Annotated in this window: 24 protein-coding genes; 3 read left to right on the top strand and 21 right to left on the bottom strand. The window is 31.5% G+C overall.

Annotated features, from left to right (window positions below):
* Positions 1-84 precede the first annotated feature (84 nt).
* Positions 85-408 carry a hypothetical protein gene (locus FLACHUCJ7_RS09305; RefSeq protein ID WP_078226828.1) on the top strand — a complete coding sequence of 108 codons (324 nt, stop codon included), beginning with the start codon at positions 85-87 and terminating at the stop codon, positions 406-408.
* A gap of 329 nt (positions 409-737) precedes the next feature.
* Here FLACHUCJ7_RS09305 and FLACHUCJ7_RS09310 read toward each other — a convergent pair whose 3' ends face one another.
* The 21 genes from FLACHUCJ7_RS09310 to FLACHUCJ7_RS09410 all read right to left on the bottom strand — a co-directional run bounded on the left by FLACHUCJ7_RS09310 (position 738) and on the right by FLACHUCJ7_RS09410 (position 22,494).
* Positions 738-1,979: an outer membrane protein assembly factor BamB family protein gene (locus tag FLACHUCJ7_RS09310; protein WP_180908700.1), complete on the bottom strand. Its 1,242-nt coding sequence runs from the start codon at positions 1,977-1,979 to the stop codon at positions 738-740.
* 270 nt (positions 1,980-2,249) lie between these two features.
* Entirely contained in the window at positions 2,250-2,678 is a 429-nt protein-coding gene (locus FLACHUCJ7_RS09315; RefSeq protein ID WP_180908701.1) for a hypothetical protein, read from the bottom strand.
* 299 nt (positions 2,679-2,977) lie between these two features.
* Entirely contained in the window at positions 2,978-3,289 is a 312-nt protein-coding gene (locus tag FLACHUCJ7_RS09320; RefSeq protein ID WP_180908702.1) for a hypothetical protein, read from the bottom strand.
* A 212-nt stretch (positions 3,290-3,501) separates the two neighbouring features.
* Positions 3,502-4,293: a hypothetical protein gene (locus FLACHUCJ7_RS09325; RefSeq protein WP_180908703.1), complete on the bottom strand. Its 792-nt coding sequence runs from the start codon at positions 4,291-4,293 to the stop codon at positions 3,502-3,504.
* Between the two features lie 160 nt (positions 4,294-4,453).
* A complete protein-coding gene (locus FLACHUCJ7_RS09330; protein ID WP_180908704.1) occupies positions 4,454-5,173 on the bottom strand; it encodes a hypothetical protein in 720 nt (239 codons plus the stop codon).
* 184 nt (positions 5,174-5,357) lie between these two features.
* The gene (locus FLACHUCJ7_RS09335) at positions 5,358-6,059 is read right to left on the bottom strand and encodes a hypothetical protein (protein WP_180908705.1); all 702 of its coding nucleotides are present in this window, start codon (positions 6,057-6,059) and stop codon (positions 5,358-5,360) included.
* Between the two features lie 7 nt (positions 6,060-6,066).
* Entirely contained in the window at positions 6,067-6,738 is a 672-nt protein-coding gene (locus FLACHUCJ7_RS09340; RefSeq protein ID WP_180908706.1) for a hypothetical protein, read from the bottom strand.
* Positions 6,704-7,396 carry a hypothetical protein gene (locus FLACHUCJ7_RS09345; RefSeq protein ID WP_180908707.1) on the bottom strand — a complete coding sequence of 231 codons (693 nt, stop codon included), beginning with the start codon at positions 7,394-7,396 and terminating at the stop codon, positions 6,704-6,706. Before FLACHUCJ7_RS09345 ends, FLACHUCJ7_RS09340 begins: the two co-directional genes overlap by 35 nt.
* Positions 7,397-7,402: 6 nt before the next feature.
* Positions 7,403-8,089 carry a hypothetical protein gene (locus tag FLACHUCJ7_RS09350; protein WP_180908708.1) on the bottom strand — a complete coding sequence of 229 codons (687 nt, stop codon included), beginning with the start codon at positions 8,087-8,089 and terminating at the stop codon, positions 7,403-7,405.
* Positions 8,090-8,095: 6 nt separating this feature from the next.
* A complete protein-coding gene (locus FLACHUCJ7_RS09355) occupies positions 8,096-8,779 on the bottom strand; it encodes a hypothetical protein (RefSeq protein WP_180908709.1) in 684 nt (227 codons plus the stop codon).
* A gap of 3 nt (positions 8,780-8,782) precedes the next feature.
* A complete protein-coding gene (locus FLACHUCJ7_RS09360; RefSeq protein WP_180908710.1) occupies positions 8,783-9,817 on the bottom strand; it encodes a hypothetical protein in 1,035 nt (344 codons plus the stop codon).
* A gap of 383 nt (positions 9,818-10,200) precedes the next feature.
* Positions 10,201-10,971, bottom strand: coding sequence for a hypothetical protein (locus FLACHUCJ7_RS09365; protein ID WP_180908711.1), 771 nt, complete (start codon positions 10,969-10,971; stop codon positions 10,201-10,203).
* 4 nt (positions 10,972-10,975) lie between these two features.
* Positions 10,976-11,635, bottom strand: coding sequence for a hypothetical protein (locus FLACHUCJ7_RS09370; RefSeq protein ID WP_180908712.1), 660 nt, complete (start codon positions 11,633-11,635; stop codon positions 10,976-10,978).
* A 7-nt stretch (positions 11,636-11,642) separates the two neighbouring features.
* Positions 11,643-14,405, bottom strand: a complete 2,763-nt coding sequence (locus tag FLACHUCJ7_RS09375; protein ID WP_180908713.1) for an OmpA family protein — start codon at positions 14,403-14,405, stop codon at positions 11,643-11,645.
* Positions 14,406-14,415: 10 nt separating this feature from the next.
* Positions 14,416-14,916: a DUF4280 domain-containing protein gene (locus FLACHUCJ7_RS09380; RefSeq protein ID WP_180908714.1), complete on the bottom strand. Its 501-nt coding sequence runs from the start codon at positions 14,914-14,916 to the stop codon at positions 14,416-14,418.
* Between the two features lie 12 nt (positions 14,917-14,928).
* Positions 14,929-16,095, bottom strand: coding sequence for a peptidoglycan-binding protein LysM (locus FLACHUCJ7_RS09385; protein WP_180908715.1), 1,167 nt, complete (start codon positions 16,093-16,095; stop codon positions 14,929-14,931).
* 120 nt (positions 16,096-16,215) lie between these two features.
* Positions 16,216-17,901: a sodium/sugar symporter gene (locus tag FLACHUCJ7_RS09390; protein ID WP_031453954.1), complete on the bottom strand. Its 1,686-nt coding sequence runs from the start codon at positions 17,899-17,901 to the stop codon at positions 16,216-16,218.
* Positions 17,902-18,174: 273 nt separating this feature from the next.
* On the bottom strand, positions 18,175-19,188 hold the full coding sequence (gene galE, locus FLACHUCJ7_RS09395; protein WP_078226840.1) for a UDP-glucose 4-epimerase GalE: 1,014 nt from the start codon (positions 19,186-19,188) through the stop codon (positions 18,175-18,177).
* Position 19,189: 1 nt separating this feature from the next.
* Positions 19,190-20,239, bottom strand: a complete 1,050-nt coding sequence (locus FLACHUCJ7_RS09400) for a UDP-glucose--hexose-1-phosphate uridylyltransferase (RefSeq protein ID WP_180908716.1) — start codon at positions 20,237-20,239, stop codon at positions 19,190-19,192.
* Positions 20,240-20,241: 2 nt separating this feature from the next.
* Positions 20,242-21,411 (bottom strand): galactokinase, encoded by a 1,170-nt coding sequence (galK, locus tag FLACHUCJ7_RS09405; protein ID WP_180908717.1) that lies wholly within the window; start codon positions 21,409-21,411, stop codon positions 20,242-20,244.
* 36 nt (positions 21,412-21,447) lie between these two features.
* Positions 21,448-22,494 (bottom strand): aldose epimerase family protein, encoded by a 1,047-nt coding sequence (locus tag FLACHUCJ7_RS09410; protein ID WP_180908718.1) that lies wholly within the window; start codon positions 22,492-22,494, stop codon positions 21,448-21,450.
* Positions 22,495-22,596: 102 nt separating this feature from the next.
* Between FLACHUCJ7_RS09410 and FLACHUCJ7_RS09415 the strand changes: the two genes are divergently transcribed.
* On the top strand, positions 22,597-23,595 hold the full coding sequence (locus FLACHUCJ7_RS09415; RefSeq protein WP_180908719.1) for a GntR family transcriptional regulator: 999 nt from the start codon (positions 22,597-22,599) through the stop codon (positions 23,593-23,595).
* 182 nt (positions 23,596-23,777) lie between these two features.
* Positions 23,778-24,920: a geranylgeranyl reductase family protein gene (locus FLACHUCJ7_RS09420; protein ID WP_180908720.1), complete on the top strand. Its 1,143-nt coding sequence runs from the start codon at positions 23,778-23,780 to the stop codon at positions 24,918-24,920.
* Positions 24,921-24,926 lie beyond the last annotated feature (6 nt).

Raw genomic sequence — 24,926 nt, forward strand, 5'->3', positions numbered from 1 at the left:
AAAAACAGACCGTATTAGAAAAAATTAATATTTAATGCAAATAAAAAGATTACCGTAGTTATAAATTAAAAATCATCAGTAATTATGAAAATAATAAAAAATGAAAGTTTAGGAAATATGGGTTACTTCTCAGACAAACATGGTTTATTAACGAATTTTATTTTTGAAATTCTGTCAGTCGAATACAGTGATAATCTGTATGGCTATTTCAGAATAAAGCTGACAAATGATAATTCAAAATTTGTGGTTATTAATAATCTTAGCATCTGTGGTTCATTTTCTGACACTTTTCCGGATCGGGTATTAGAAGAGGGTTTGTATTTATGCCATCCGGATTTAAACCATGAAATTGTGCTTGATATATTCAGCTTTGAATTTGATTTGTATAAAAGCAGATCCTTTAATTAAAACAAGAAAAGCAGATTTTTGGACTATCGCAAGATTTAATATATAAAAAAAGTTTATTTGATTTAACCCATGGTTCAATTAGCTTTTCCATAAGTGTGAAACCCTTTTTTTGGGGTAAGTATTGAGCTTTTTTTAATCTAAAAAAAAAATACGCGTTAATTTGTAATAATTGTGATCTGTTACTTAGGTACAGCATATTTAGAAAAAGAAACCCCGCCAAACTTAAAATGATTAAGTGAAGCGGTTCTGTACGATTTTAGTCGATAGGTACTATTATCGTCTTTTTCAGCATCTTTATTTTTTTAATGTTTGATAAAATGGATAATTATTTATTCAATCTGCATATATGGGCTTGTATAGTCATCCTCGGGTTTGTATTTTATCCCTTTATAAACTATTGTTTCTGTTTTTAGTGTTTTGTCGAGTTTATATAAAACCCCATCTTTGCGCAAATAATAATAAAAATCATTAGTAGCTTTTATTGCTCCTACAATCTCGTTGTTGAAAAGAAACTTTTTTCTTTTTAAATTACCATTGTTTGAGTCATATACCGCAATACAGGAAGAAGTATTTGCAACAACTTCTTCGTCTATTATTTGTAATGATTTCAGCACTCCCACTTGGTCATTCAATATACTATGGAGATCCTGATCTTCTCGTAAATTCTTTCTAACCTGAGCTACATCCTCTGGAGACTCCCAATTGATAATTGGTATGGTTGCTAACCATTTCATTTGTCCGGTTTTTTTATCAATACCAATAATATGTTCTGCATCTCCCAGTACAATTAGTTTTTCTCCTGCAGTAAGATTAGTTAAGGTGTTAATATTGGTATCTGTAGTCACATTAGTATTGGCGTTCTCATCGTATTGTGTGTCGGTTATATAATTATTTACTTCAAATTGCCACTTTGTGTTTAATTCCTGATCAAGACAAAAAGCATTTCCGTTTTCATCGATAACAAAAATTTCTCCATCACTTACCACTGGTTCATGCGGTAGCGGATGAACAAATTTCAGGTTGGTAATAAATTGCCCGTTTTTTGCATTTACAGCACAGAGATTATAGCCGGTGTTTACAATAATTTTATCTCCAATAGCAGTTGGCGATACAAACACTTTATTTTTTACATCATATACCCAATTTGGCTGCATTGTATTCGAATTAATAGATTTTACTTTTCCATTTAAATTAGAAAAAATAAAATTACTCTCATACACAAGTGGGTATTGCGAAAACATAAAAAGTGAGGGACTTTCAGGTATAGACTCATTTTCCTGATATTTTTTTATGATAGCACCTGTCTGTTTATTAAACACAATTATTTCTCCGTTTTCATAGGATTTTATTATGGTATTCTTGTCAATTTTAAAATAGGAGTCACTGCGGGTGTCTTCTATATTTTTTATGTTTTGCCAATTGCATTTTCCGGTTGCTAAATCTATGCTGTATAGGTTTCCGTTATTGGTTGTCAGAAATAATGTAGTGTTTTTTGAAACGTCTTTCTGTGTACAGGAAAACACAGACAGTGAAAGAATTATAAATATTGTTTTTAATAATAATTTGTTCATGATGTTTTAGGGGAATTAAAAATGATGTTTAAGTGTTTTTATAAATAAAAAGGGAAGAGATGTAATTTTCAAATATGTGTACAAAAAAATGGAAAGGATTATTAAAATCGAACAGTAATGTTGGTATTATTCTTCTGTACAAAAATGTACAATTAGATATGTGAGATAGTTTTTACTGCAGAATCATTAGGCATCTTCCCTGACTCTTTTATTAAACTTGTACAATTAATTACAATACGATAAAATCAAAAATTAACTTAGGATCATCTTCTATTTTTTATCCTGAGTTATACAATGATTTTTTATTATATCGTTAGTTACCTCTATATATTCTCCAATTCTCGCTGAGTTTTCATCAATTCCTAATCTTTTTTCATAGTTTTTAATTGCATTACTTAACATTTTATGATGTTCTTCAAAATATTCGGGAGAATAATTCCCAAGCCTTACCTCATATTTTTTATCTAATATCAATGTGCATGAATCAGAAAGAGCATAATGTGAATAGTTGAAATATTCACAAAACGAAATCTTTTTTTGATCTAAACTATCTAATAATGTATTAAAGACGACTAAAGTGTCTTTTTGTATGTGCACCTTAGAAAGTATTTCTTCTCTAAAAGCATCATTTACTTTGAATTCTTTTTTACAGCTTATTAATGCAAAAAAAGCAGCAAGTGCCAATAATTTATTTTTCATATCTATTCTAATAATTATATTACAGTTAATTTTTGTCCTTTTTCTTTTCTTTGAAAAAGAAAATCTAAATGTATATTTTCATCTGGATTGCTTTGTTTCGCATTCTAATAATTCCTTCTCGATCTGCTAAGTGTAGCAAAGTAACTAGTTTTCCGCATGCTTGATATTCCAATTTAAACGTTTCTTCAAACAAGAGCTCTATTTTCATAATCGTTATTATTAAGCCAATCTTCCGCCATTTTTATTTTTTCTTTATGGTTTTTTTCAGTAGATTACATTGTTTTTCCTATATTTTAATGTTAAATTGATCCATCTCTTTTATAAATTTCCTCTACAGTTCGATCATATCTATCATATAGAATTTTCCAAGGTAATCCCACGGATCTAATTGGTTTATAATACTCTTTTGTGATTGTTCTGTCTTCTTTTACCGTTACTTTTCTAGATATCAATTCTCCTTTGCTATTGTCTTCAGAATAGTTTATCTCTTCTTTTTTATGTAAATACTTTTCAACTAAATTAGGTAGCTCATAGAAATCTTTATTAACATCATCTCTTATCCGCTTTTTTTTATATTTTTTATAAGTTAAAAAAAATGTTATTCTCCCCAACCACCAAGCATTTGAGTTTAAACGCCATTCGGGAGCTTTGTTTAAATAAATAATCCATTGTGCAGAATCTTAATAATGATTATTTGGTGAAAAAATAATAGTTTCGATTGTTGACCACTTTATTAAGCAACTTGATTCTTGAGATGGATCTATAATTTTAAATCCTGTATAATCATGAGTAATTGTATCTTTACTTTTTTCGGAAATTAACATTAAAAATATATTTTATCTGATTTACTAATTGGTTTGTCTGGTTTTTCCATAAGGGTAAAATCTTTTTGAAACCTACGGATTGCTAAAAATAAACTCAAGATGATAAACGTAATAATACTTAATGCTGTCCATATCGAAACCACAATTAGCTTTATATAAATAAAATACAAACAAAACATTAAAAACAATTGCAGTAAAACAAAATGGGTCTTTAACATTATAAAAAATATTGCTTTTTTATTTTTCAATGGATATCCCAATGAATATGCTGTATATATTAATGAAGTAAAGCACAAAAATGTGGAAAATACAAATAAAATAAAGAAAATTAAATAATCAGAAAATTTATGTTCTTGCGTTCTTAATCCTCCTTTTGAGTACGAAATTTTCAATGTACTCCCAATAATTGGAACTGATGATGAAGTGTGGGCTGAAGACTCTACTCTAATTTTCTCATTATTAACAAAGAATTCAAACATAGGAACATTATAAGTAACCTCATATCGTCTTTTCATTCGAGAATCTGATTCTTGTTTCGTATAACTGCGATAAGAAACTATAGTTGCCTTATAAACATCTCCGTTATAATAATTTTTCACTATAGAAAAAATACCGAAAGTCATTCCTAATGTGAAAAGATACAGTATGAAACGACTAATAATTAAAAATAAGAATGCAATTAGTTTAGCTAGGAAATTACTTTCTTCTCTCAGGCTCTTAAATTGCGGAATTGACACAATAAAGCTAAACAATAAAATTCCTGAAAGAAAGTATTTGTCAGTAAAATCCATCTATCTAATTATTTCCAGTTCATCACTACCTTCATGCATATCTTTAATCTTTTTAGCAATCTTCGTATCAATTTTTAATGTTTCTAAATCTGTTTGAGAATTACATGATGTCATCACAAGGCTTATGATAATCAATAATATTAACCCCGTCATATTGCTTTTAAATAATTTCAGGTTCTGTTTTTCCTTTAGGAATATAAAACATTTGATCGATCATTAGTTCTTCTTTTGTTTCGTTATTATACAAATAAAAGGCAGGCTCTCCATTTAGTTTTTTGAATGTTGCTAATTTGCCATATCCATAAAATCTTAAGATTGTGTCTTTAGGAAAAGGCATTACTTTAAAACCATTTTTAGCATCGTCAATTAAACCATTAATTCGTGCATTAGATTCAGAACTGCTTAGATACATTGATGTTGCCATATTTTTTTCTCTAACCTTAATTTTTTCGGCAAATTCACTGTACTTTTCTTCTTTAAGAAGATCAGCCAATTTATCATATGCTGTAATAAGTTTTTCTTTAAAATCAGCTACATCTTCTAAATTTTCGCCATCAGTCCATTTGGTTAATGAGTATGTAATCTCAGCAGTAAATTCTGTTGAAGTGGTCAATAACGGAATTTTTTGATTTTCTTCCACTTTTTGAACCGCTGTTTCCGGCAAGTCTTTTATGTGTTTAAATTCATTATTTGCTACATCGTATAGCCTAACGTTAAATCTTAAAGAGGCTTCAGGATCTAGATTTTGTTGTCCGGAAAGAGGTTTTATAATCGCTTTTACAAATTGTTCTCCAGAATTATAAATAGCGTAATTTACCGGAACATTACTAGATATTTGACCTTCGGCTTCCATTGTTAGTACAGGAATATCGTTTATCAAAATTTCAAAATTTCAGGCTGCGACTGAAAAGTCTAAGGTGTAATAGGGCTCGTATATCATTTTTAGTTCAATTAATTGAAAACTTATTGTTTTTTATAGGGCTTAATTTGTCAGTTAATTATAACTGATTTTGTAGTTTGATTCCTCATGAGCATTTAATTTTTCTCTTTAGAAATTTTAAAATCTAATTTTTATAATACATATCCAAAGACCTGTATGAAACCCAATCTTTATATTTTTTATTGTCTTTGTCTATTGCGATTATTTGTAAACTACCTTCAACAGGTTTTGTGTCATAATTAACCTTATAAATGAGGAAAAAAGTAGCCTTTTCTTTTAAGTCTTCCCAGACTAAAATGCGTTGCTCCATTTTATCTTTTTTGAATTCTCCATTTTCATCTAAAAAAAGAGGATGCTCTTTTGTGGACAAAGAAATTTTTGAAAATGCAGGTTTTGCACCGTATTTGTTTTCAAAAATTTTAATTATTTTGAGCGCATCATCATTATCTAAAATATTTATTTCATAACACCAAACAAGCTTATCTTTTTTGTTATAAAAGAAGGAAGTTTCGTTTTTTTCAAAATCAATATTATTTCCAAATAAATTTATTTGACGAGGAGTAAATTTAAATTCGTCATAATCTCCTGAAATATTATATTCATTTAAAGCATTATCGTTTAATGTCAATCCAATTCTGCTTAGTATTTCGTCTATCCGGGTCTTAAATTTTAAATTTGTAAGATCAAGCAGTTTCTTAGAGTTATTTTTTTTTGTTTCCATTGGAGGTTTCGATATCAATGGTTTTTTCTCTTCTTCTTTTTTCGTAGTTTGTGAATTACAGCTTTGAATAAGAATGCAGAGAGTGATAAAAATTAATTTTCTCATAATTAAGCTAATTAATTGATTTAAGATTCCCACTATCAAAGCCTAATGATCCAATAAAATCTACCCATTCTTTATCATTTTTTTTGTAAACAAACAAGACCCTATAAAACTCATCATTATCTTTTGTAAAATAATAATAACAGATATTGTTATTTATCCATAGAGTAGTATTGATAGGACCTAGGCTATAAGTATTCTTTGGCTTTCCAAATAGCAGTTTAAGATTATTATATAGTTTATCAGATTCAATTTTTGTATATAAATTTATTTGGTACATTCCTAAAACATTATTTTTTTCATTGTTAAGGACTCCAATTTCGGGATCAATTTTACCGTAATGAAATATTATATTATTTATGTCTAAATTATTTTTCCCAGCAATTTTTATTTTATTGAAAACCAATAATTTTTCTGATGCAAATACAAGCTTTTCGTTACCTAATAAAGTAAGCTCATTATTTTTTATAGTATCTTTTTTTGAAAGATTTACAGATAACATGATATTTTCTATATCTTCCTTTAAAGTAAGATTTACTAAATCGAATGGCATTTGAATTTCTACTTTTTCTGATTTGTTTTTTGTTTGTGAATTGCAGCCTTGTATTACGATACACAGTAATGATAATATTATTGATCTGATATAACTAAGGTTTAACATATCTTTCAATATAATGCTCATCTCCTTCACTTTCCATAAGTTTTGCATATTGATAATAAGAAATTTGTTTACTCGTCTTATTTTTTTCTTCTAAATATTCCAAATAGTCACCATAATATTGGAAATTACCAGCTGATAACATTTGCTTTCGAATTGTTAAATCGGTTTTTTTAAAAGCGCTAAATTTAGAGTGATTTTGAGTAGCGCCAGTTAGAGTATAAAAACTCGTGTTATCTTCCCATAATAAAGCATCAGGATTAATGTTTTTTGGTTTAGATAAAAGCATTCTTATATAAACAGGTTTCCCTATTTTATTATTTAAGGTTTCAATTAATTGATTTATATTTTTAGTATAAAACAATTCTACAGAATAATAATTTAGTATTTTATCTTTTTTTGAAAATTCAAAACTTACATAATTAGTTCCAAATTCTCCTTTTTTATCACGATATCCACTTAAATCAACGCCGTTAAAATAAAGTGCTTTTTCGGATTCTGTATCGTAAACATTAAACAAATTAGAGTCTATTATGGAATTATTTTCCTTATATTCATTAGGTATATCACCAAAGAAAGTGTCGTATTTTTCAGTAAATGTGATTTTTGATAAATCTTTTTTTTGTGAATTACAGCCTTGTATTACAATACAAACGACTGCCAATAAAATTATTTTTTTCATATCGTTTTACGGTTTTCTATAATCATCGATATAGAAATTATTCCCTTCTTTTCTTTTGTAGTCAACAAAGTTTTTATAACTAAAAACGTTTTTTTGTAAATTGTTTTTTTCCAGATGATATAAATAATCACCATAATATTGAAAATTACCAGCTGATAACATTTTCTTTCGAATTGTTAAATCGGTTTTTTTAAAAACGATAAAATCAGCTTGATTTTGGGTAACTCCTGATAGAGTATAAAAACTCGTTTTGTCTTCCCACAAAAAAGCGTCTGGTAAAGTATCGCCTTCAGAAGGACTTGGGACATATGAAGGTTTGCCTACTTTTGAATTTATCGCTTCGATTAATTTGTTTATATTTTTATTGTGAAATAATGTAACATAGTAGTAAGTTAGTGTTCTGTCTTTTTTTGAAAATTCAAAACTTACAGAATTAGTACCAAATTCTCCTTTTTTATCACGGTAACCGCTTAAATCAACTCCATTAAAGTTAAGTGCTTTTTCAGATTCAGTATTATAGACATCATACAAATTATAATCTATCATAGAACTATTCTCGCTATATTCGTTAGGAATATCGCCAAAAAAAGTATCGTATTTTTCAGTAAATGTGATTTTTGATAAATCTTTTTTTTGTGAGTTACAGCTTTGTATTACAGTGCAAATGACTGCTAATAAAACTATTTTTTTCATATTAGTTTATGGTTTTCTATAATCTTCTATATAATGATTATTTCCTTCTTTAGTTTTGTAGTCTACAAAATTTTTATAAGTAAATTTTTCCTTTTTTAAACCTTTTTTATCTAAATAATCTAAATAGTCACCATAATATTGAAGATCTCCAGATATTTTTTGTTTACGAATTGTCGAATTATCTTTTTTGAACACGGCAAAATTTGGTGTGTTTTGATTTGCACCTGTCAACGAATAGTAATTTGTTTTATCTTCCCATAATAAAGAATATGGTATATCGTCGCTTTCATCAAGCATGGAAATATAAACGGGCTTTCCTATACTACGATTTAAATTACTAATTAATTCTTTCACATTCTTATTGTAGAATAATGTGATAGAGTAGAAATTTAGTATCTTATCTTTTTTTGAAAATTCAAAACTCGCAGTGTTAGTTCCAAATTCTCCTTTTTTATCACGGTATCCGCTTAAGTCTACTCCATTAAAGTTGAGTGCTTTTTCCGATTCTGTTTTGTAAACATCATATAATTTATAATCTATAATAGAACTATTTTCTCTAAATTCGTTAGGAATATTACCAAAAAAAGTATCGTATTTTTCAGTAAATGTGATTTTTGATAAATCTTTTTTTTGTGAATTACAGCTTTGCATTACAATACAAACGACTGTTAGTAAAATTGTTTTTTTCATGAATTAAATTAAATTTATATTGGCACTATATCCTGTTGTTTTTTCAATTTTTTTAATAACATCAAATCCTTCCCAAAATGTATAGGTATCATTAACGACAGTTGCATCATCTTTAAGATTTAGACCAAGTTTTTTTGAAGAAAGTCCAGCTTCTACTTTTATTAAAACTTTCCCTTCTACAGTATCAAACTTCATTTCTGGTCGGTAATATACACTTTTTGAGTTTTGGTTATAAGTTAAAGAATGTCCAAAAGTTATGGAAGCTTTAGCTATACCTGCTGCATAAGCAGTAACCTCAAGAAATACTGCTTTTGCTTTTAGTTCAACTTCTAGTTTTATTTCAGCAGAGAGTTTTGTTTTCAATTCTGCATTACCTTTATTATCATCAGATTCGGTATTAATAGTCATATCTGCACTGCCATCAATTTGTCCGGTTAATATTAAATCAAATAAAATTTTAAAAGTAATCCCAACCTTTCTGTCTTTTGCTGCCCACGCCTTAATTATATCTAATATTATTATTGCAACTTCATTACCGGCTGGACCTCCGGCAAGGGTACCTGCAGTTTGTACTGCCAAGTCAAGCAAGTCTATCGTTAGCACTAAGGCAATAAGGGGTTCAGCTTTAAAATAAAATTTATATTCCATGCCCAACACTTTAGTAGGAACTCCTTTTTTGGTTCCCCGTGCTAATTGCCATTCTGCACCTAAACAAAAATTAGGCGGTTTCATTTGAACATCGAAAGGTAAATTACTTTTTTTTGCAATTCCTTTTGTACCACCAGTAACTCCTTTTGAAAATTCTTTTAAGGATGAAAAGACAGAATATAATTGTTTAATTTTCGCTTCATGTTTGAAGGTAGCATCAAAATGACTACCATATTTATCGTCGGTAATTTTATTCCAATTTGCTTCTAAGACGACTCCAAAATCTATTTCTGTTTGTTTCCATCTTTTTTCCGCACCAATTTTACCCGCTTTACTTTGCATTTCTTTATGTTTTGCAGGAGATAAATTTTGCCATTTTACACTTGCCATATTACTGAGATTTAAAAAGAAATGAAAATCCCATTTGATATCAGGATAAGCTTTTACTTGTATAGTAGTATTAGCATCATTAGAAAAATAACGACAGGAATGCACATGAATATTATATTCGTTTGCAAAAACTTTTGACCAGATATATTGCATTGGCAAAGGATTCAGAACGGACAAATTAGATCTCACCGGAAAGTCTAATTTATCTGCAACCTGATTCTTAGTAGCAAACTCAGTTGATTTTATTGTAATATTTTTCTTGTGTACATTTTTACGACATGCCTTATTTTGATATTCTGTAATGTCTATTGTAAAATTCTCGTTTTTGCTGTAGTTTCATAAAGTATGATTCCCTCTTAAAATTTAATACATTAAAAAAGGTGTTAAAAAATCTCAAAATGAGTACTACCTTTTATACCGCAAAAGCGAACATCTAAAACGATTTCTTCATTTGTTTTAGAATTTTCTAAATACAAAGCCGGCATCCTATTTAATCTTTTTAAAGTTGCTAATCTGTTATATGCTGAATATTCAATATAAAAATTATTATCAATTGGCATTGCTTTGAAACCATCTTCCAGCTCGCCTAATATATTTGAGATTCTATTTTTAGATTCTTCTTGTGTTAAATACATTGCGATAGCATTATTTTTCTCTTTTTTTGAGAACTTATCTGTAAATAACTTATAATCTTTGTTATTCAACGCATTAATTATTTCTTCACATTCTTGAACTAAAGCTTTTTTTAAATCAAAGTTTACGTCTTTTAAGTCCACTCCATTTTGCCATGCATCTAACTTGTAGGAAACATCTGCCATAAAAACACTTTTATGTATAAGCAAAGGAATCTTTTCAACAGGAGCTGTTTGGAAATTTTCAAATTGCTGAACAAATTGAAAATCTCCAGAACTTACGTCATATTCTATAACTTTATATCTTACATAAGCTTCTTTATGAAGTTCTTTGCCTCCTGATAGAGGCAAGACTCTAATTTCTATATTTTGTTCGCCTTTTTCTAAAATCCCACTATTTATAGGAATATCCATTGATGCTTGTCCGTCTACATTTAAAGAAAAAACACAAACATCATTTATTAGTACTTCAAAATAACACATCAAAGCACTGCAGTCTAATTCGTAATATATCTGCTTCATAATTTTAATTAAAACGACTTTTTAATATCTCTAATACATCAAAAGCATTAGGATTCTCTTCTAATATTTTTTTTATTGTTTCAGGATTATTGCCCTGATCAGGATTTAGTTTAATTCCTTTTTTTAGAATAGTTACTTCTGTCGAAATGAATCTATTTTTATCATTATTGTAATATTCAGTATTTTGTGTTATGTAAACTAATTGATTCCCTTTTTTGTCATCCCACAAATATTGGGATTGAATATGATTGTCTTTATCATATATGTTTTCTAATAAAGGTTTCCCTAATTTAGTTTTTATATATTTTAATAAATTTCCCCCCTCATTTTCATTTTCAATTTTAATGATTAAGCCAGATAATTTATTGTTTTTAAAATTATCAACATAAAGGGACAAATTGCTAGTGTATTTGATTAAGCTATTTTTTGCATTATCTTTAATTGCTAATTTTGAGATATTTACATTGCCATATTTAAAATCATCAATATCTTTAGTTACATAAGCAACAAAACTATATCTGATGTTTTCATCTTTTTCAAATCTTGTTGTATCTTTAATTATTGATGAAATATCAGAACCGAATTTTAATGTTTCTAGATCCGTTTGAGAGTTGCAGGATGTGATCATTATAATAGTTGTAAGTAATAATATAAAATTTTTCATTGTTGTTTTAATTTTTAATTAATGGAATATTGGCACTTATATTAAATAATTCTTCTAATTCTTTTATGACATCAAACGGAGGAATAACATCTTTGATGGTTCCATCTGCGATGGTATATTCACCTTCTTTAGTTTCTTCAACAGACTTTTTGTCTTTGACGATTTTCATTGCAAGTGCGACACTTATTTTAACAATATATTTTGCATCCATTCCGTCAAAGCCTAATTTAGGTCTATAATAAAGTCCTTTATCATCATAAGTTATTCCGTGTCCAAAAGTTACAGATGCTTCCGCACTTGCAGAAGCCTCAAAGTAAGCTTTAACTTTAATGATTACAACAGCTGCTTCTCCTTTTATTTTTACACCTACTTTTAATTCTACCTTTAATTTATTTTCTGCCTTTAATTCAAATTTTGAATCTTTGGCTTTTCCTGCAGTATGAAATTTAAGATCAGCATCAATAGTAATGGTATTAGTGATTATTAAATCCATATAAATATCGACACTAGCACTTAATCCGTTTTTTTCATTACCTACTTTTATTCCTTCTTTTAGTTTACCTTGAATTGCATTATATAATTTAAGAACCCCAGGTCCTAAACCAAAAATCTCTCCTCCGATAAAAACAATTGCCCCCAATAAATCAATTGTAACTTCCAACCCAATAAGAGGTTTTGCGTGTAGTCCTATTGTTACATCTGTTCCTATTATTTTCTTGTTATCTTTAGGATGGCTTAAAAACCAGTTTCCTGTAAACGATAAATTGGGTGGTTTTACAATAAAACTTGCGGGAATACTCTTTGATACTTTATCGCTTATTGTGCCTTTTGTTTTATTGGTTATACCATCAGCTAGTGCACCTATAGAATTAAATACATCATAAAATTTTTTGAATTTAGTCTCGTATTTTTGTTTTAATTCTTTAGTTTGTTTGTCATTATCCCATTTTGCTTTTAAACTAAATCCAAAAGAAGCATCTTTTTGTTTCCATCTTCTTTCAGCACCTATTTTTCCTGATTTTTTTTGTAATTCTTTAACGTCAAATTCATTTTTTTTTTGCCATTTTACACTTAAATCATTAGTTAAATTTAAGAAAAATTCAAAAGTCCATTTTATATCCGGATATGCTTTTAATAGTATTGTGGTATTGGCATCATTTGAAAAATAGCGACAGGAATGAATATGAATAGAATAATTATTTGCTGAATCCATACTTTTTTCAGCACTTGTAATGTTAGTTAAATTGTACTTTGGCCAAATATATTGTAACGGAGCAGGGTTCAGCCACGATAAATCTGATTGAACAGGAAAATCCAATTTATTTGTAACTTTATTTACTGGGGTCCTGTACTCTGGGGAAGTTATTTTGATGTTTTTTTGATGTTTTACATGTTTAAGACATGCTTTGTTTTGATATTCTGTTATATCTATCGTAATATTTTGAGCATGACTTGGGGCAATAGTTTCATAAACTATGGTTTGGGCATCGTGCCCAATAGAGTCAAACGAAATATCCACGCGACGATTTTCAATATATTCTTTTTCGTTTTGGTGTTTTATATTATCACGTTCCTTTTTGTCATCTGTTGGATTTACTTCACCACGACCTCTAGATATTATTCGGCGCGAGTCTAAACCGCCATCAACAAAAATCTTTTTTACAGCATCGCTTCGCTGTTGTGATAATTTTTGGTTGTATTCTTCTTTACCAATTACGCAGGCATGACCATCAATTTTGATTGTTGAGTGCTCTGATCCTAATAAATATTGCAAAATATTATTGAGGGTAGTTTTGGCATCAGGAGTTATCTCATATTTTTCAAAGTCAAATAAAATAGTTTTATTAATTGGTGTTTTTGGGCTGGATACTATGCCTAGATTTTGACCATTATTAAAAAGCAGTGTTGTTTTAGTAGGCTCAGTTAAACTAATGGTTTCAAACTTGCACAATTCATGTCGTACTTTATTTGTTTCCGGCGCACCATTTTTTAAAGGAGATAAATTTGCAGGGGGTTTTACTTCATGAGAAACAGTTTGTTTCTTGATTCTTAAAAACGTAGCATGATCCTCAAGTTTTTTTTCATCGGTTATATAAACCTTTGCAACAGGGTCATAAATTTTCACATAAAATTGTTCTGTTTCTTTTATTCCTTTCATGGTTGTACTCCATGAATAGGTATTTTTAATTTCCAGATTTATTTCACCATCAATGACTTCTACCCCATGGATTGTACGTATTACAGGGTCAGTCTTGAAATCTACATGTCTGAAAATTTCAATTTTTATATTTTTATGTCCGTTGAGTCCTTCTGTATTAAGTTTAAGGAATACCTTTTCTCCGTATGAGAAAAAGTGTTTTTTGCGAACATCTTCCCCATCTTGTTTCTGAGACCATTTGCTCTCTACTAATTTTGCTGGCGTAGACCCCTGTATAAGCAGGCCAGTTACATTGTGAATATCTCTTTTTCCGGAAAGACTGGCTTCCAGATAATATTCAAACGGGCCACATAAATATTTTGGAATGTTTACCTCAAAAGGGGTATCGGCAGCCAAAGTCAACTGCCTCACAATTTTTTCTTTTTTTCGATCCTGAAGTATCCATGTCATACTCTTTTTTTTCTCTTCTTTCGTCGTGCCATCATGCCATAAATCTACTTCAAAGCTCACAACTCCATCAGGATGAACAGCTACTTTTTTATTAGGAACAGATTGGTCGCTTATTACTTTTCCTTTTCCTGTCCATTTTATTCTTTTAACACCTTTTGCCATTTAGTAAAAATTAATTGTTAAAAATTAGACCTTCATGTTTAGCCTCATTAGTATACATTTCCCTAACATCAACCATTGGGTTTACAAGATTGTGCACCATAGGCTCGGCATTTTTAAAATTTTGTTCGCCGGGCTCTGCTGTTTGTCCGTGGTCTGTAATTTCGATACAGTCCGGAGCTCCCATGGGGCAGGTTGCTTTGCTGTTTTCCAGGAGTATTTTGCCCTGATTGCTAAGGGTTACATTTTCATAAAAACCGCTCCATTTTGTTATTACAGCCTGACAAGGCAAAAAACTATTGCCCGCAGGTTGTTTTTTGCATTTTCCAAAGGTGTTTTTTTCTAAAGTCTGCCCAATTTCTTTAGTAGTAGCAATTAGTTTTTCTGATCCTTCCTTATCATTTCCAAAATGTTTTTTGTGTGATTTGACCTTAATTTTATCCGTTTTAGAAGGGTCTTCACTAAACTTGCATTTGCAGGTAGCCCCCTGGACTACAAAATGTTTTTCGCTCATAATTTAGGTTGTTTAAAATTGCCACCACTTTTTTTGAGGCTGGGTTTCTTCGATAAATAATTCCTGTTTCGGCGTTGCACTGATTTCTTTACGTTCGTTTAAGTTAGCAATCGAAACCGAGTATTTCTGCGGGACATCGAGTTCTAAATTGCAGGATATAAAAATGCTCTCGGGAATATAATCTTCAGGGTTTAAAAAATATTTTGCCCTGTAGCTGCCAACAGCTTGTTGCTCTGAATATTCTTTTACAGGTAAATTTAATTCGTTTTCAAAATCGGTTTTGGTTCGTTCATCATGAAGTTTTCCATTAACGTCGATCACTAAAAAATTATCAACATCCAGACGATCGTCTAATTTTTGATCGACCAGATATTTTATATTTTCAGTTTTGGCAATAAGAGGAAAATCAATTTCTTTCTGAATCGATAATGAAGGTGGGTATTCTGTATGGAGTCCGTTAAAAAAGGCATTTAAAAACCAGTCTTTTGAAAGGGAGAGATATAAGGTATCGCTGTCTTCTAAATTTCTGTCGTAAATAGAGAGGTATTTTTCGACATAATCTCCTTCATAATATTTGAGGATTTGTTTTTTGGTTTCCTGCCAGCGTTCTTCAATCTGGCTAAAGTTGTTAATGTAAACCCATTTTCCGTTTTGGTCCACTACAACCAATAAAGGGTATAGGGCAGCAGAAGCTTTTTCGGCAATTTCTTCGGCCATAGTGCTGGCGGCGGTATCGTTTATGTAGATATTTCCAATTCTGTCTACTTCAAAAAAATAAAAGCCATTTTCGTTTTTTGCTTTCCATTCAACGTTAATTTCCTGTTTTATAGTATGCGTTTCCGATCCGTTTTCTATGGTATACAATACACCATACGAGTTGCTGATTTGTGCATTATTCAAAGACATTTTGAAAGGAGCTTCATGAAAAACTACTTTTTTACGCTGTTTTTCTCTTTCTTCATCAGAAAGTTCTATTTCGGGAGGAGGTAAAATAAGGTATTCAAGCCGCGATGGAAAATCAGCTTCTATCAAATCCTGTAATGGGCAAAATCTATTATGATAAGCTCTAAGAGCATAAGTATCAAGGCCTAACTTATGAGCGACACTCACTAAGGTATCGCCTTTTTTAATGGTATAGGTTAAATAATCCTTATAAGAAGGCTCTGGAATATAGGACATATAGTTGTTGACATTTGGGTAGCCAAATATATGTTTTTTCTCTCAAATTATTTGCATGATGTAAAAAAAAGACTGCCTTTTAAAGGCAGTCTTTTTGGTAATTATTTAAACATGATTATTTTACCAGAACTTAACGTATAAAGCTACGATAACTAATAAAGTAATTACGATCAATACTGTAGTTTGTGGTTTTACAGAGAACATTCCAGGCTCTGTTTCGAAAGCTTTAGGGTTTACTTTTGGACCTGCAAAACTCATTGCTACCATTACAAGGGTTGTAAAGAAGAATGATAATCCCATACAGATGTGGAACGGAATTTCGTAGATACCTTTAGCATTTTTATAAGCTGTGTACAATAAAGTTTCGTTTCCAAACAATGCAGGAGCATATTCATTAAATAAAACAGATAATACAAATCCTAAAATTACACCTACAATAGCTGCCGCTCCTGTAGTTCTTTTCCAGAACATACCTAAAACGAACATTGCAAATACTCCAGGGCTAATGAATCCGGTATATTTTTGGATGTACGTGAATCCACCAACACCACCAATTCCAAGAACGTCATTCCATGTAAATAAAACAGCCAAGAGCATCGCTGCGAAAACGGCATATCTACCAATGTTTACCTGATGTCTGTCGCTGGCATTTTTTTGAATGTATTTTTTGTGAACGTCTAACGTATAAATTGTAGAAATACTGTTTACTTTTCCTGCTAACGAAGCAACGATAGCTGCTGTTAAAGCGGCAACAGATAATCCTTTAAGACCTGTTGGCAAGAATGTCAACATGGCTGAGTAAGCTCCGTCTTTTCCACCAACCAATTGTGGTAAATCACCATTTTGGTACAAAACATAAGCTGCAATACCCGGTAACATTACGATAACAGGCATTAATAATTTTAAGAAACCTGCGAACAAAATACCTGTACGGGCAGTTTGCAAATCAGCACCCAATGCTCTTTGCGTGATGTACTGGTTACATCCCCAATAGTTAAGGTTGATGATCCAGATACCTGCCAAATAGGACATCATTCCAGGGAAAGTCAGGTATTTGTCAATATCGTTTTGAGTAGAAGCAGCCGTTGGCTCAGGAATAATCATTTTGAAATGCTCAGGAGCTTTTTCCATCAATAAGTTGAAACCGGCAAGAGCGTCTTTTCCGAAACCAAAACTTTCTGCTACAACAGTCAAAGCAATATAAGAAGTAACCAAACCTCCAATAATTAAAACCGCTACCTGGATAACGTCTGTATAAGCTACCACTTTCATACCTCCCAAAGAGATAATTAAAGCAAAAACAGCCAAACCAATCATAATAGCATGCAGATATTCTCCACCTGCTAAACCGTTAATAGCAACGGCTCCTAAATATAAAATAGAAGTAAGGTTTACAAAAACATATAAAAACAACCAGAAAACGGCCATAATTAAAGCAGTAGATTCATTGTAACGTGTTTTTAAGAATTGTGGCATTGTATAGATCTTATTTTTCAGGTATACCGGGATAAACCAAACGGCAACAATAATAAGAGCAATAGCGGCAATCCACTCATAAGCAGCAACTGCAATCCCCAGAAAGAAACCCTCACCACTCATTCCGATAAATTGTTCTGCTGAAATGTTTGAAGCAATCAAAGAAGCTCCAATCGCCCACCATGTAAGAGTTCCTTCAGCAAGGAAGTAAGCCTTGGCATCGTGTTCGTTTTTTTCGCGTTTGCGATAGATGATGTATCCATAAATGGACACAACGAGAAAATAGATAATAAATACTGCATAATCTGCAAAAGCAAGTTTTGAGCTCATTTGTTAGTAATATTTGAAATTAATATAAAGTGATTTTTGATAGTTTTAAAGTTTGTTTTTAATGTGAAATGTCAAAAATAGTTTATTATACTTACGAAACTAATTAATTTATTCTTTTAATCCGAAAAAAATACGATATGTATTTTAATTTGGCGCTTTTTTTATAAAAATCGAAAATCAAAAGTAAAGTAAAAATAGTTACGGGCAACATAAATAAATGTGTTTTTTACATTTATAACAAAAAGATATAATATCGATTTTTATTTAAACTTTTTATTGTCTGATTTTTTGTTCCCATTTCCAGGCGCTGGCAATGGCATCATCAAGGCTCAATTGTGTTTTCCAGCCCAGAACATTATTGGCTTTGTCGGTATTGGCATACGCCTCGGTAACATCGCCTTCTCTTCTGTCTACAATTTTATAAGGCAATTTTTGACCGCTTGCTTTTTCGAATGCATGGATTACCTCAAGTACAGAGCTGCCTTTTCCGGTTCCTAAATTAAAAATCTCCAGTTTATCGGTATTCGTTTTGTTTACCAATCTTTGCATTGCAATTACGTGCGCCTTTGCCAGATCGACAACATGAATATAATCACGAACACAGGTTCCGTCTACAGTTGGATAATCGTTTCCGTAAACTGATAATTCTTTTCGTAAACCAGCTCCGGTTTGGGTAATAAACGGAACTAAATTTTGCGGAACGCCAAGTGGTAGTTCACCAATTTCGTTTGATTCATGTGCACCAACCGGATTAAAATAGCGCAATAAAATTGCATTCAGATTACTTACTTTAGTGACATCAGTAATAATTTCTTCGCCAATTTGTTTGGTGTTTCCGTATGGAGACATTGCCGGCTGGATTGCCGTAGATTCTGCAATTGGCATCTTTTCGGCCTGACCGTAAACGGTACAGGAAGAACTGAAAATAAAGTTTGCTTCGGGTTTTTTGTTTAATTCCTGCAGAATGTAAACCAGAGAATTGATATTGTTTTCATAATACAGCAATGGATTCTGAACACTTTCGCCAACAGCTTTTGAAGCTGCAAAATGAATAACGTCTGAAACATCATTATATTTTTTGAAGAAATCCTGAACGGCTGCTTTATCTCTTACATCAATTTGTTCAAAAAGTGGTTTTTTTCCTGTAATTCTTTCGATACCATCTAAAACTTCAATCGAAGAATTAGAAAGATTGTCTATAACAATTACTTCGAAATTTTCGTTTTGTAATTCTACAACTGTATGAGAACCAATAAAACCTAATCCTCCTGTAACAACTATTTTCATCTTATTTGTTTTTATAGTGTATATCTGATTGCTCTCTTAAAATGGCAGCACTTTTTTCAGGAGTGATATCTCGCTGAGATTCGCCTAACATTTCATATCCTACCATGAATTTTTTTACAGTTGCAGAACGCAATAATGGCGGATAAAAATGCATGTGAAATTGCCATTCTTCATGTTTTCCGCCGTCTGTAGGAGCCTGATGAATTCCTGAAGAATACGGGAATGAAGTGCTGAAAAGATTATCGTATTTTGTCGTAAGCTGTTTTAGGATAGTGGCATAAGCAGTAATTTCATCAGCTGTAAAATCAGTGATTTTGGTAATATGTCTTTTGCTGATAATCATCGTTTCGTATGGCCAGATTGCCCAAAACGGAACTAATGCTGCAAAATGATCATTTTCGATCACGATGCGTTCCTCTTTTTTTAATTCAGCCTGAAGATAATCCTGTAACAGGTTGCTATTGTTTTTAGTAAAATAACTTTTTAAATTATTCTGTGTTTTTTCAACCTGTGTTGGCAAAGACGACTGAGCCCAGATTTGTCCGTGTGGGTGCGGGTTGCTGCATCCCATAACGCTTCCTTTATTTTCAAAGATCTGAACGTGGTTGATATAGTCAATATTGCCTAAATCAGTATATTCTTTTTGCCACGTGCGGATAATATTTTCGATACCGGGAACTTCCATTTCAGGTAAAGTAAGGTCGTGTCTTGGTGAAAAACAAACTACTCTTGAAATTCCTCTTTCCGGCTGTGCTTTAAAAAAAGTTTGTCTGATGTCGTCTTCAAACATGATTTCGTCCTGCTTCATGGCTGCGAAATCATTTTCAAAAACAAACGAACTTTCATAATTTGGATTATTCACACCATTGGCGCGAATATTTCCGGGACATAAATAACAGGTTGGATCGTATTCCGGTAATTTTTCGGTAGAAATAGTTTCATTTTGACCCTGCCATGGTCTTTTTGCACGATGAGGTGAAACCAAAACCCATTCGTTTAGTAATGGATTGTAACGTCTGTGCGGATCTTCGTTAATATCAAAATTTCTCATTCTTAATTTGTGGTATAAAGTGATGTTCCGTTTGAGACCTTCACATCATAAATTTTTAAATCAATTCCAAATGTATCAAAATAAAGGCTTGTAAAAGCTTCTTTGACTCTGTTTTCATGTCCTTTTTTGATTAAAGTAATTGCACAGCCTCCAAAACCGCCTCCCATTAATCGGGAACCAACAACTGCGTCTTCTTTTTTGGCCTGTTCTACAATAAAATCCAGTTCGGCACAACTTACTTCATAATCCTTTGATAATCCGTCATGGGTATCAAAAAGCAATTGGCCTAAAAGCTCAATATTTCCGTTATCCAAAGCCTCGCAAGCCTCACTAACACGCAAAATTTCTTTAACTACAAAATGGACTCTTTTAAAAACCACTTCAGACATTTTATCCTTAAGGCTTAAAACCTGATCTTCAGTACAATCCCTAAACGTTTTGATTTCGGGAAAATGGTTTTTGATGATTGAAAGTCCTTCTTCACACTCCAGTCTTCTGTTGTTGTATTCAGATGTAAAAAGAGAGTGTTTTACATTACTGTCAAATAAAACCAGTGAATAATCTTTGAAATCAGCATTGTGATATTCAAATTCCAGCGTGTTGCAGTCTAATTTGATTACCTTATTTTCAAGTCCGTGAACGCTTGAAAACTGGTCCATAATACCACAATTAATACCTACCCAGTGCTCTGCTTTTTGTCCTAATAAGGCAATATCTACTTTCTCAATTTTTAAACCGAAAAGTTCTTTGATTCCGAAAATCATTCCGCATTCTAAAGCTGCAGATGACGATAATCCTGAACCAACCGGAATATTACTGCTGAAGACGCAGTTAAAACCTTCGAAAGAAAAACCATTATCCTGCAGTTGTTTGATAACGCCAAGGATATAATTGGTCCAGACAACATCACTTAATTCAATTTTTTGAGTTAGATCAACTTCAAATTCTTCATTTAAATCGATAGCGATAATTTTGGATGTTTTAGAATTGCTTTTTTCAAAAGCAAAACAGATAATTTTATCAATTGCTGCTGGTAAAACATAACCGTCATTATAATCGATATGTTCGCCGATAATATTGATTCTTCCCGGAGAAAGTACAATTTTTTGAGGGGCTGACCCGAATGATTTCTCAAAAAAAGCATTGGTATTCTGTATTAAAATCTCGTTCATTATTTTTAATTTTCTGAGTTGTTTTTGGTATAATTTCTACTTTATATTTTCAAATTTATAAATAGTTGTTTGCTGGTATTCGTCTCCCTTTTTTAAAACTGAATTAGGGAAATGATTGTGATTTGGAGCATCAGGGAAATTTTGGGTTTCAAAACAAATTCCGCTGACCGGAGTGTAATTTACGTTTTCTTTTCCTTTCAAAATATCAAAACAGTTTCCGCCTACATAAATATGAACGCTGGGCTGATCCGTATAAACGCTCATCTTTAAATTATTTTTTGGACTTAATAACTGAGCAGCAATTGCTACATCTGAATTAATAACAAACGAATTATCAATAGAAGCCGGACAGTTTTTTGCAGTTCTGAAATCGAAATCATGACCTTCAAGAGCAATGAATTTTCCGGTTGGAATACTCTCCTCATTTGTTTCCAGCATTTTATCTGCGTCAATAAACATTTCCTGATCCAGTACATCCGAATCATGTCCATTCAGATTAAAATAACTGTGATGGGTAAGATTTATAATGGTGTCTTCTGAAGAACTTGCTTTATATTCAAGTTGTAACTCATTTTCTTCCGTTAAAGTATAGGTTAAAAAAACCTGTAATTCTCCGGGATAATTTTCTTCTAAATTTTCGCTGATCAGATGAAAAGTAATCGACTGGTCTGTTAAATTCCTAACATCCCATATTTTTTGACCAAAACCGGTATTTCCTCCATGTAGAGCGTTTCCGTTATTGTTTCCCGCCAGTTCAAATGTTTTATTGTTTAAAGTAAAACATCCTTTATTTATACGCCCTGCATAACGTCCCACTGTTGTGCCAAAATAGGGCGCACTCGGTAAATTATACGATTCGATATAAGAATTAGCATTATCAAAACCCAAAACTACATCTGTCAGTTTTCCATCTAATGTAGGGACTTTTAGTGAAGTTACAGTTGCACCATAGTTGGTAAGCTGTACTTTCATTCCGTTTTTATTGGTCAGTTCAAAACAATGAATTTCTTCGTTATCGGAAGATAAACCAAATAATTTGCAATTAGAGTGATTATGGAAATGCGATATATGTTTTAATTTCATGTTATTTTTATCAAAAGTGAAAATTCAAAATTATATTTATTTTAGCTTCTTGTATACCAGTACCTACCAGTTTTTTGTATTATTGCAAAAAAAATATTTTTCATGAGTATAATTTCGATTCAAAATAATCTGGGTTTACCAAAATATAAACAGATAATTCTTTCAGTTGAAAAAGCAATTGATGAAGAGAAGCTAAAAAAAGGGGACAGGCTTCCTTCTGTCAACAAGGTCTGCCTAGCTTTTTCTTTATCGCGGGATACCGTGCTGCAGGCATATGATGAACTCAAAAAAAGAGGGATAATTTATGCAATTCCAGGCAAAGGCTATTACGTTAAAAGTGTTGAAACCAGTATCAAACAGAGGGTTTTTCTACTTTTTGACGAGCTTAATATATTCAAAGAAGACATCTATAATTCGTTTTTAAAAAATATTGGAAACAACGTTCAGGTCGATATTTTTTTCCATCATTTCAATGTTCCGGTCTTCAAAAAATTAATAAATGACGGAAACGGCAATTATACCAGATATATCATTATGCCCACCAATCTGACAGGGATAGTTGAGACCATAAAAACCCTACCAGTAAACGAAGTGATTATCCTGGATCAGACCAATCCGGATTTAAAATCGTATCCTGCCATTTATCAAAATCATCAAAAAGATATTTTTGAAGGACTTTTAAAAGGAAAATTACGACTGGGCAAATACAAAAAACTGATTTTAATTTTCCCTGGTTTCCGTGAGCCATTAGGAATGAAAACCGGATTTGAAAATTTTTGTACAGAACATCATTTTGATTACGAAATTATTACCCAGTTTACCGATCATGAAATCGCAATAGGAGATTTATATGTGATTCCAAATGATCGTGACCTGGTTGGGGTAATTGAAAATGCACGGAATCATAACCTTAAATTAGGAACTGATTTTGGAATTATTTCGTATAATGAAACTTCTTTGAAAAAAGTCGTTGCAAACGGAATTACCACCATTTCTACCCATTTTGAGGCCATGGGAAAAATACTGGCAGATATGGTTCTTAAAGGAAAAAACGAACAAATAGAAAACAAGTCTTCCCTAATTATGCGAAATTCACTTTAAGTTTTCAATCGATTTTGGATATATAGAATTTTTTAAATTATTGTACTCAATAATAGCTAGGAAAAAGACTAAAAATTAATATTTTTTATTGAATACAGACCCTAAACAAGACTTTAGTTAAGTTCAGAAAATAATCAAATTTTGTTTTTTACTATGATTGCTTTAGTTTTGGAAAAAAAACAATGAAAGTATTTGATGTAGCCATAATTGGAAGTGGTCCGGCCGGTGCTTCTGCTGCTTTTGAATTATCGAAAAGCGGAATTACGACTGTCATAATTGAGAAAGAAACGCTGCCAAGATATAAAACATGCGGTGGCGGTTTAGTTCACAGAGGAAGAAACAATATTCCTTTTGATATTTCATCTGTCATTGAAAAAGAATTCCATGAAGTCGATACTTATTTTTCAAATACAAACATCAAGCTTACAACAAAAAGAGACAGACCCATAATTAGCATGATTATGCGTGATGCTTTTGATAATCTGATAGTCGAAAAATCAAAAGAAAATGGTGTTACTCTTTTACAAAACCATAAAGTTACAGCTATTACTTTCGGTGAAATTCAAACCATTCATACTTCTGAAGGTGATGTACAGGCAAAATTTATTATTGCCGGAGATGGTGCATTAAGCCCGATAGCCAAAATGGCAGGATGGGAAGAAACCCGGACGGTTATCCCGGCTTTAGAATATGAGATTGAAGTTCCTTTGGCTGATTTTGAAAGATTATCAAAAAACGTCCGCTTTGACATAGATGCTATCCCGTATGGTTATGGATGGTGTTTTCCAAAAAAAAATCATTTATCTGTAGGGGTTTGTATTTTGACAAAAGCGAACCAGAAGATTGATTTGAAAAAATATTATGCAGACTATTTAAAAACATTAGGAATTACAGAAATTGTGAAAGAAGACGCCCACGGATTTGTCATTCCGGTTTCTCCACGAACAGATACTTTTGTTCGTAAAAATGTTTTTTTAATTGGCGACTCAGCAGGATTTGCAGACCCTGTACTTGCCGAAGGAATTTCAAACGCCATATTAAGCGGAGTTTTAGCAGCACAATCCATTATAGAAGGTAAACTTGATCCTGTAAAGTCATCAGAACTGTATCACGAAAAATTAAAAAATGGTATTTTACCCGAAATAAAAGCCGGAGTCACTTTGGCCAAAATTTTCTATGGCAAAAAAAGATTGCGCAATTTCGTTGCCAAAAATTATGGTGCTGTTCTATCCAATGCCATGACCGATATTTTTATGGGAGCCAGAACCTACCCTAAAGATTATAAAAAGACTATTCGGGAAAAAATTAAAGGGGCTATTTTTTAATTTAAT

It is taken from the genome of Flavobacterium salmonis (assembly GCF_903819435.1).
Classification (GTDB): Bacteria; Bacteroidota; Bacteroidia; order Flavobacteriales; family Flavobacteriaceae; genus Flavobacterium; species Flavobacterium chungangense.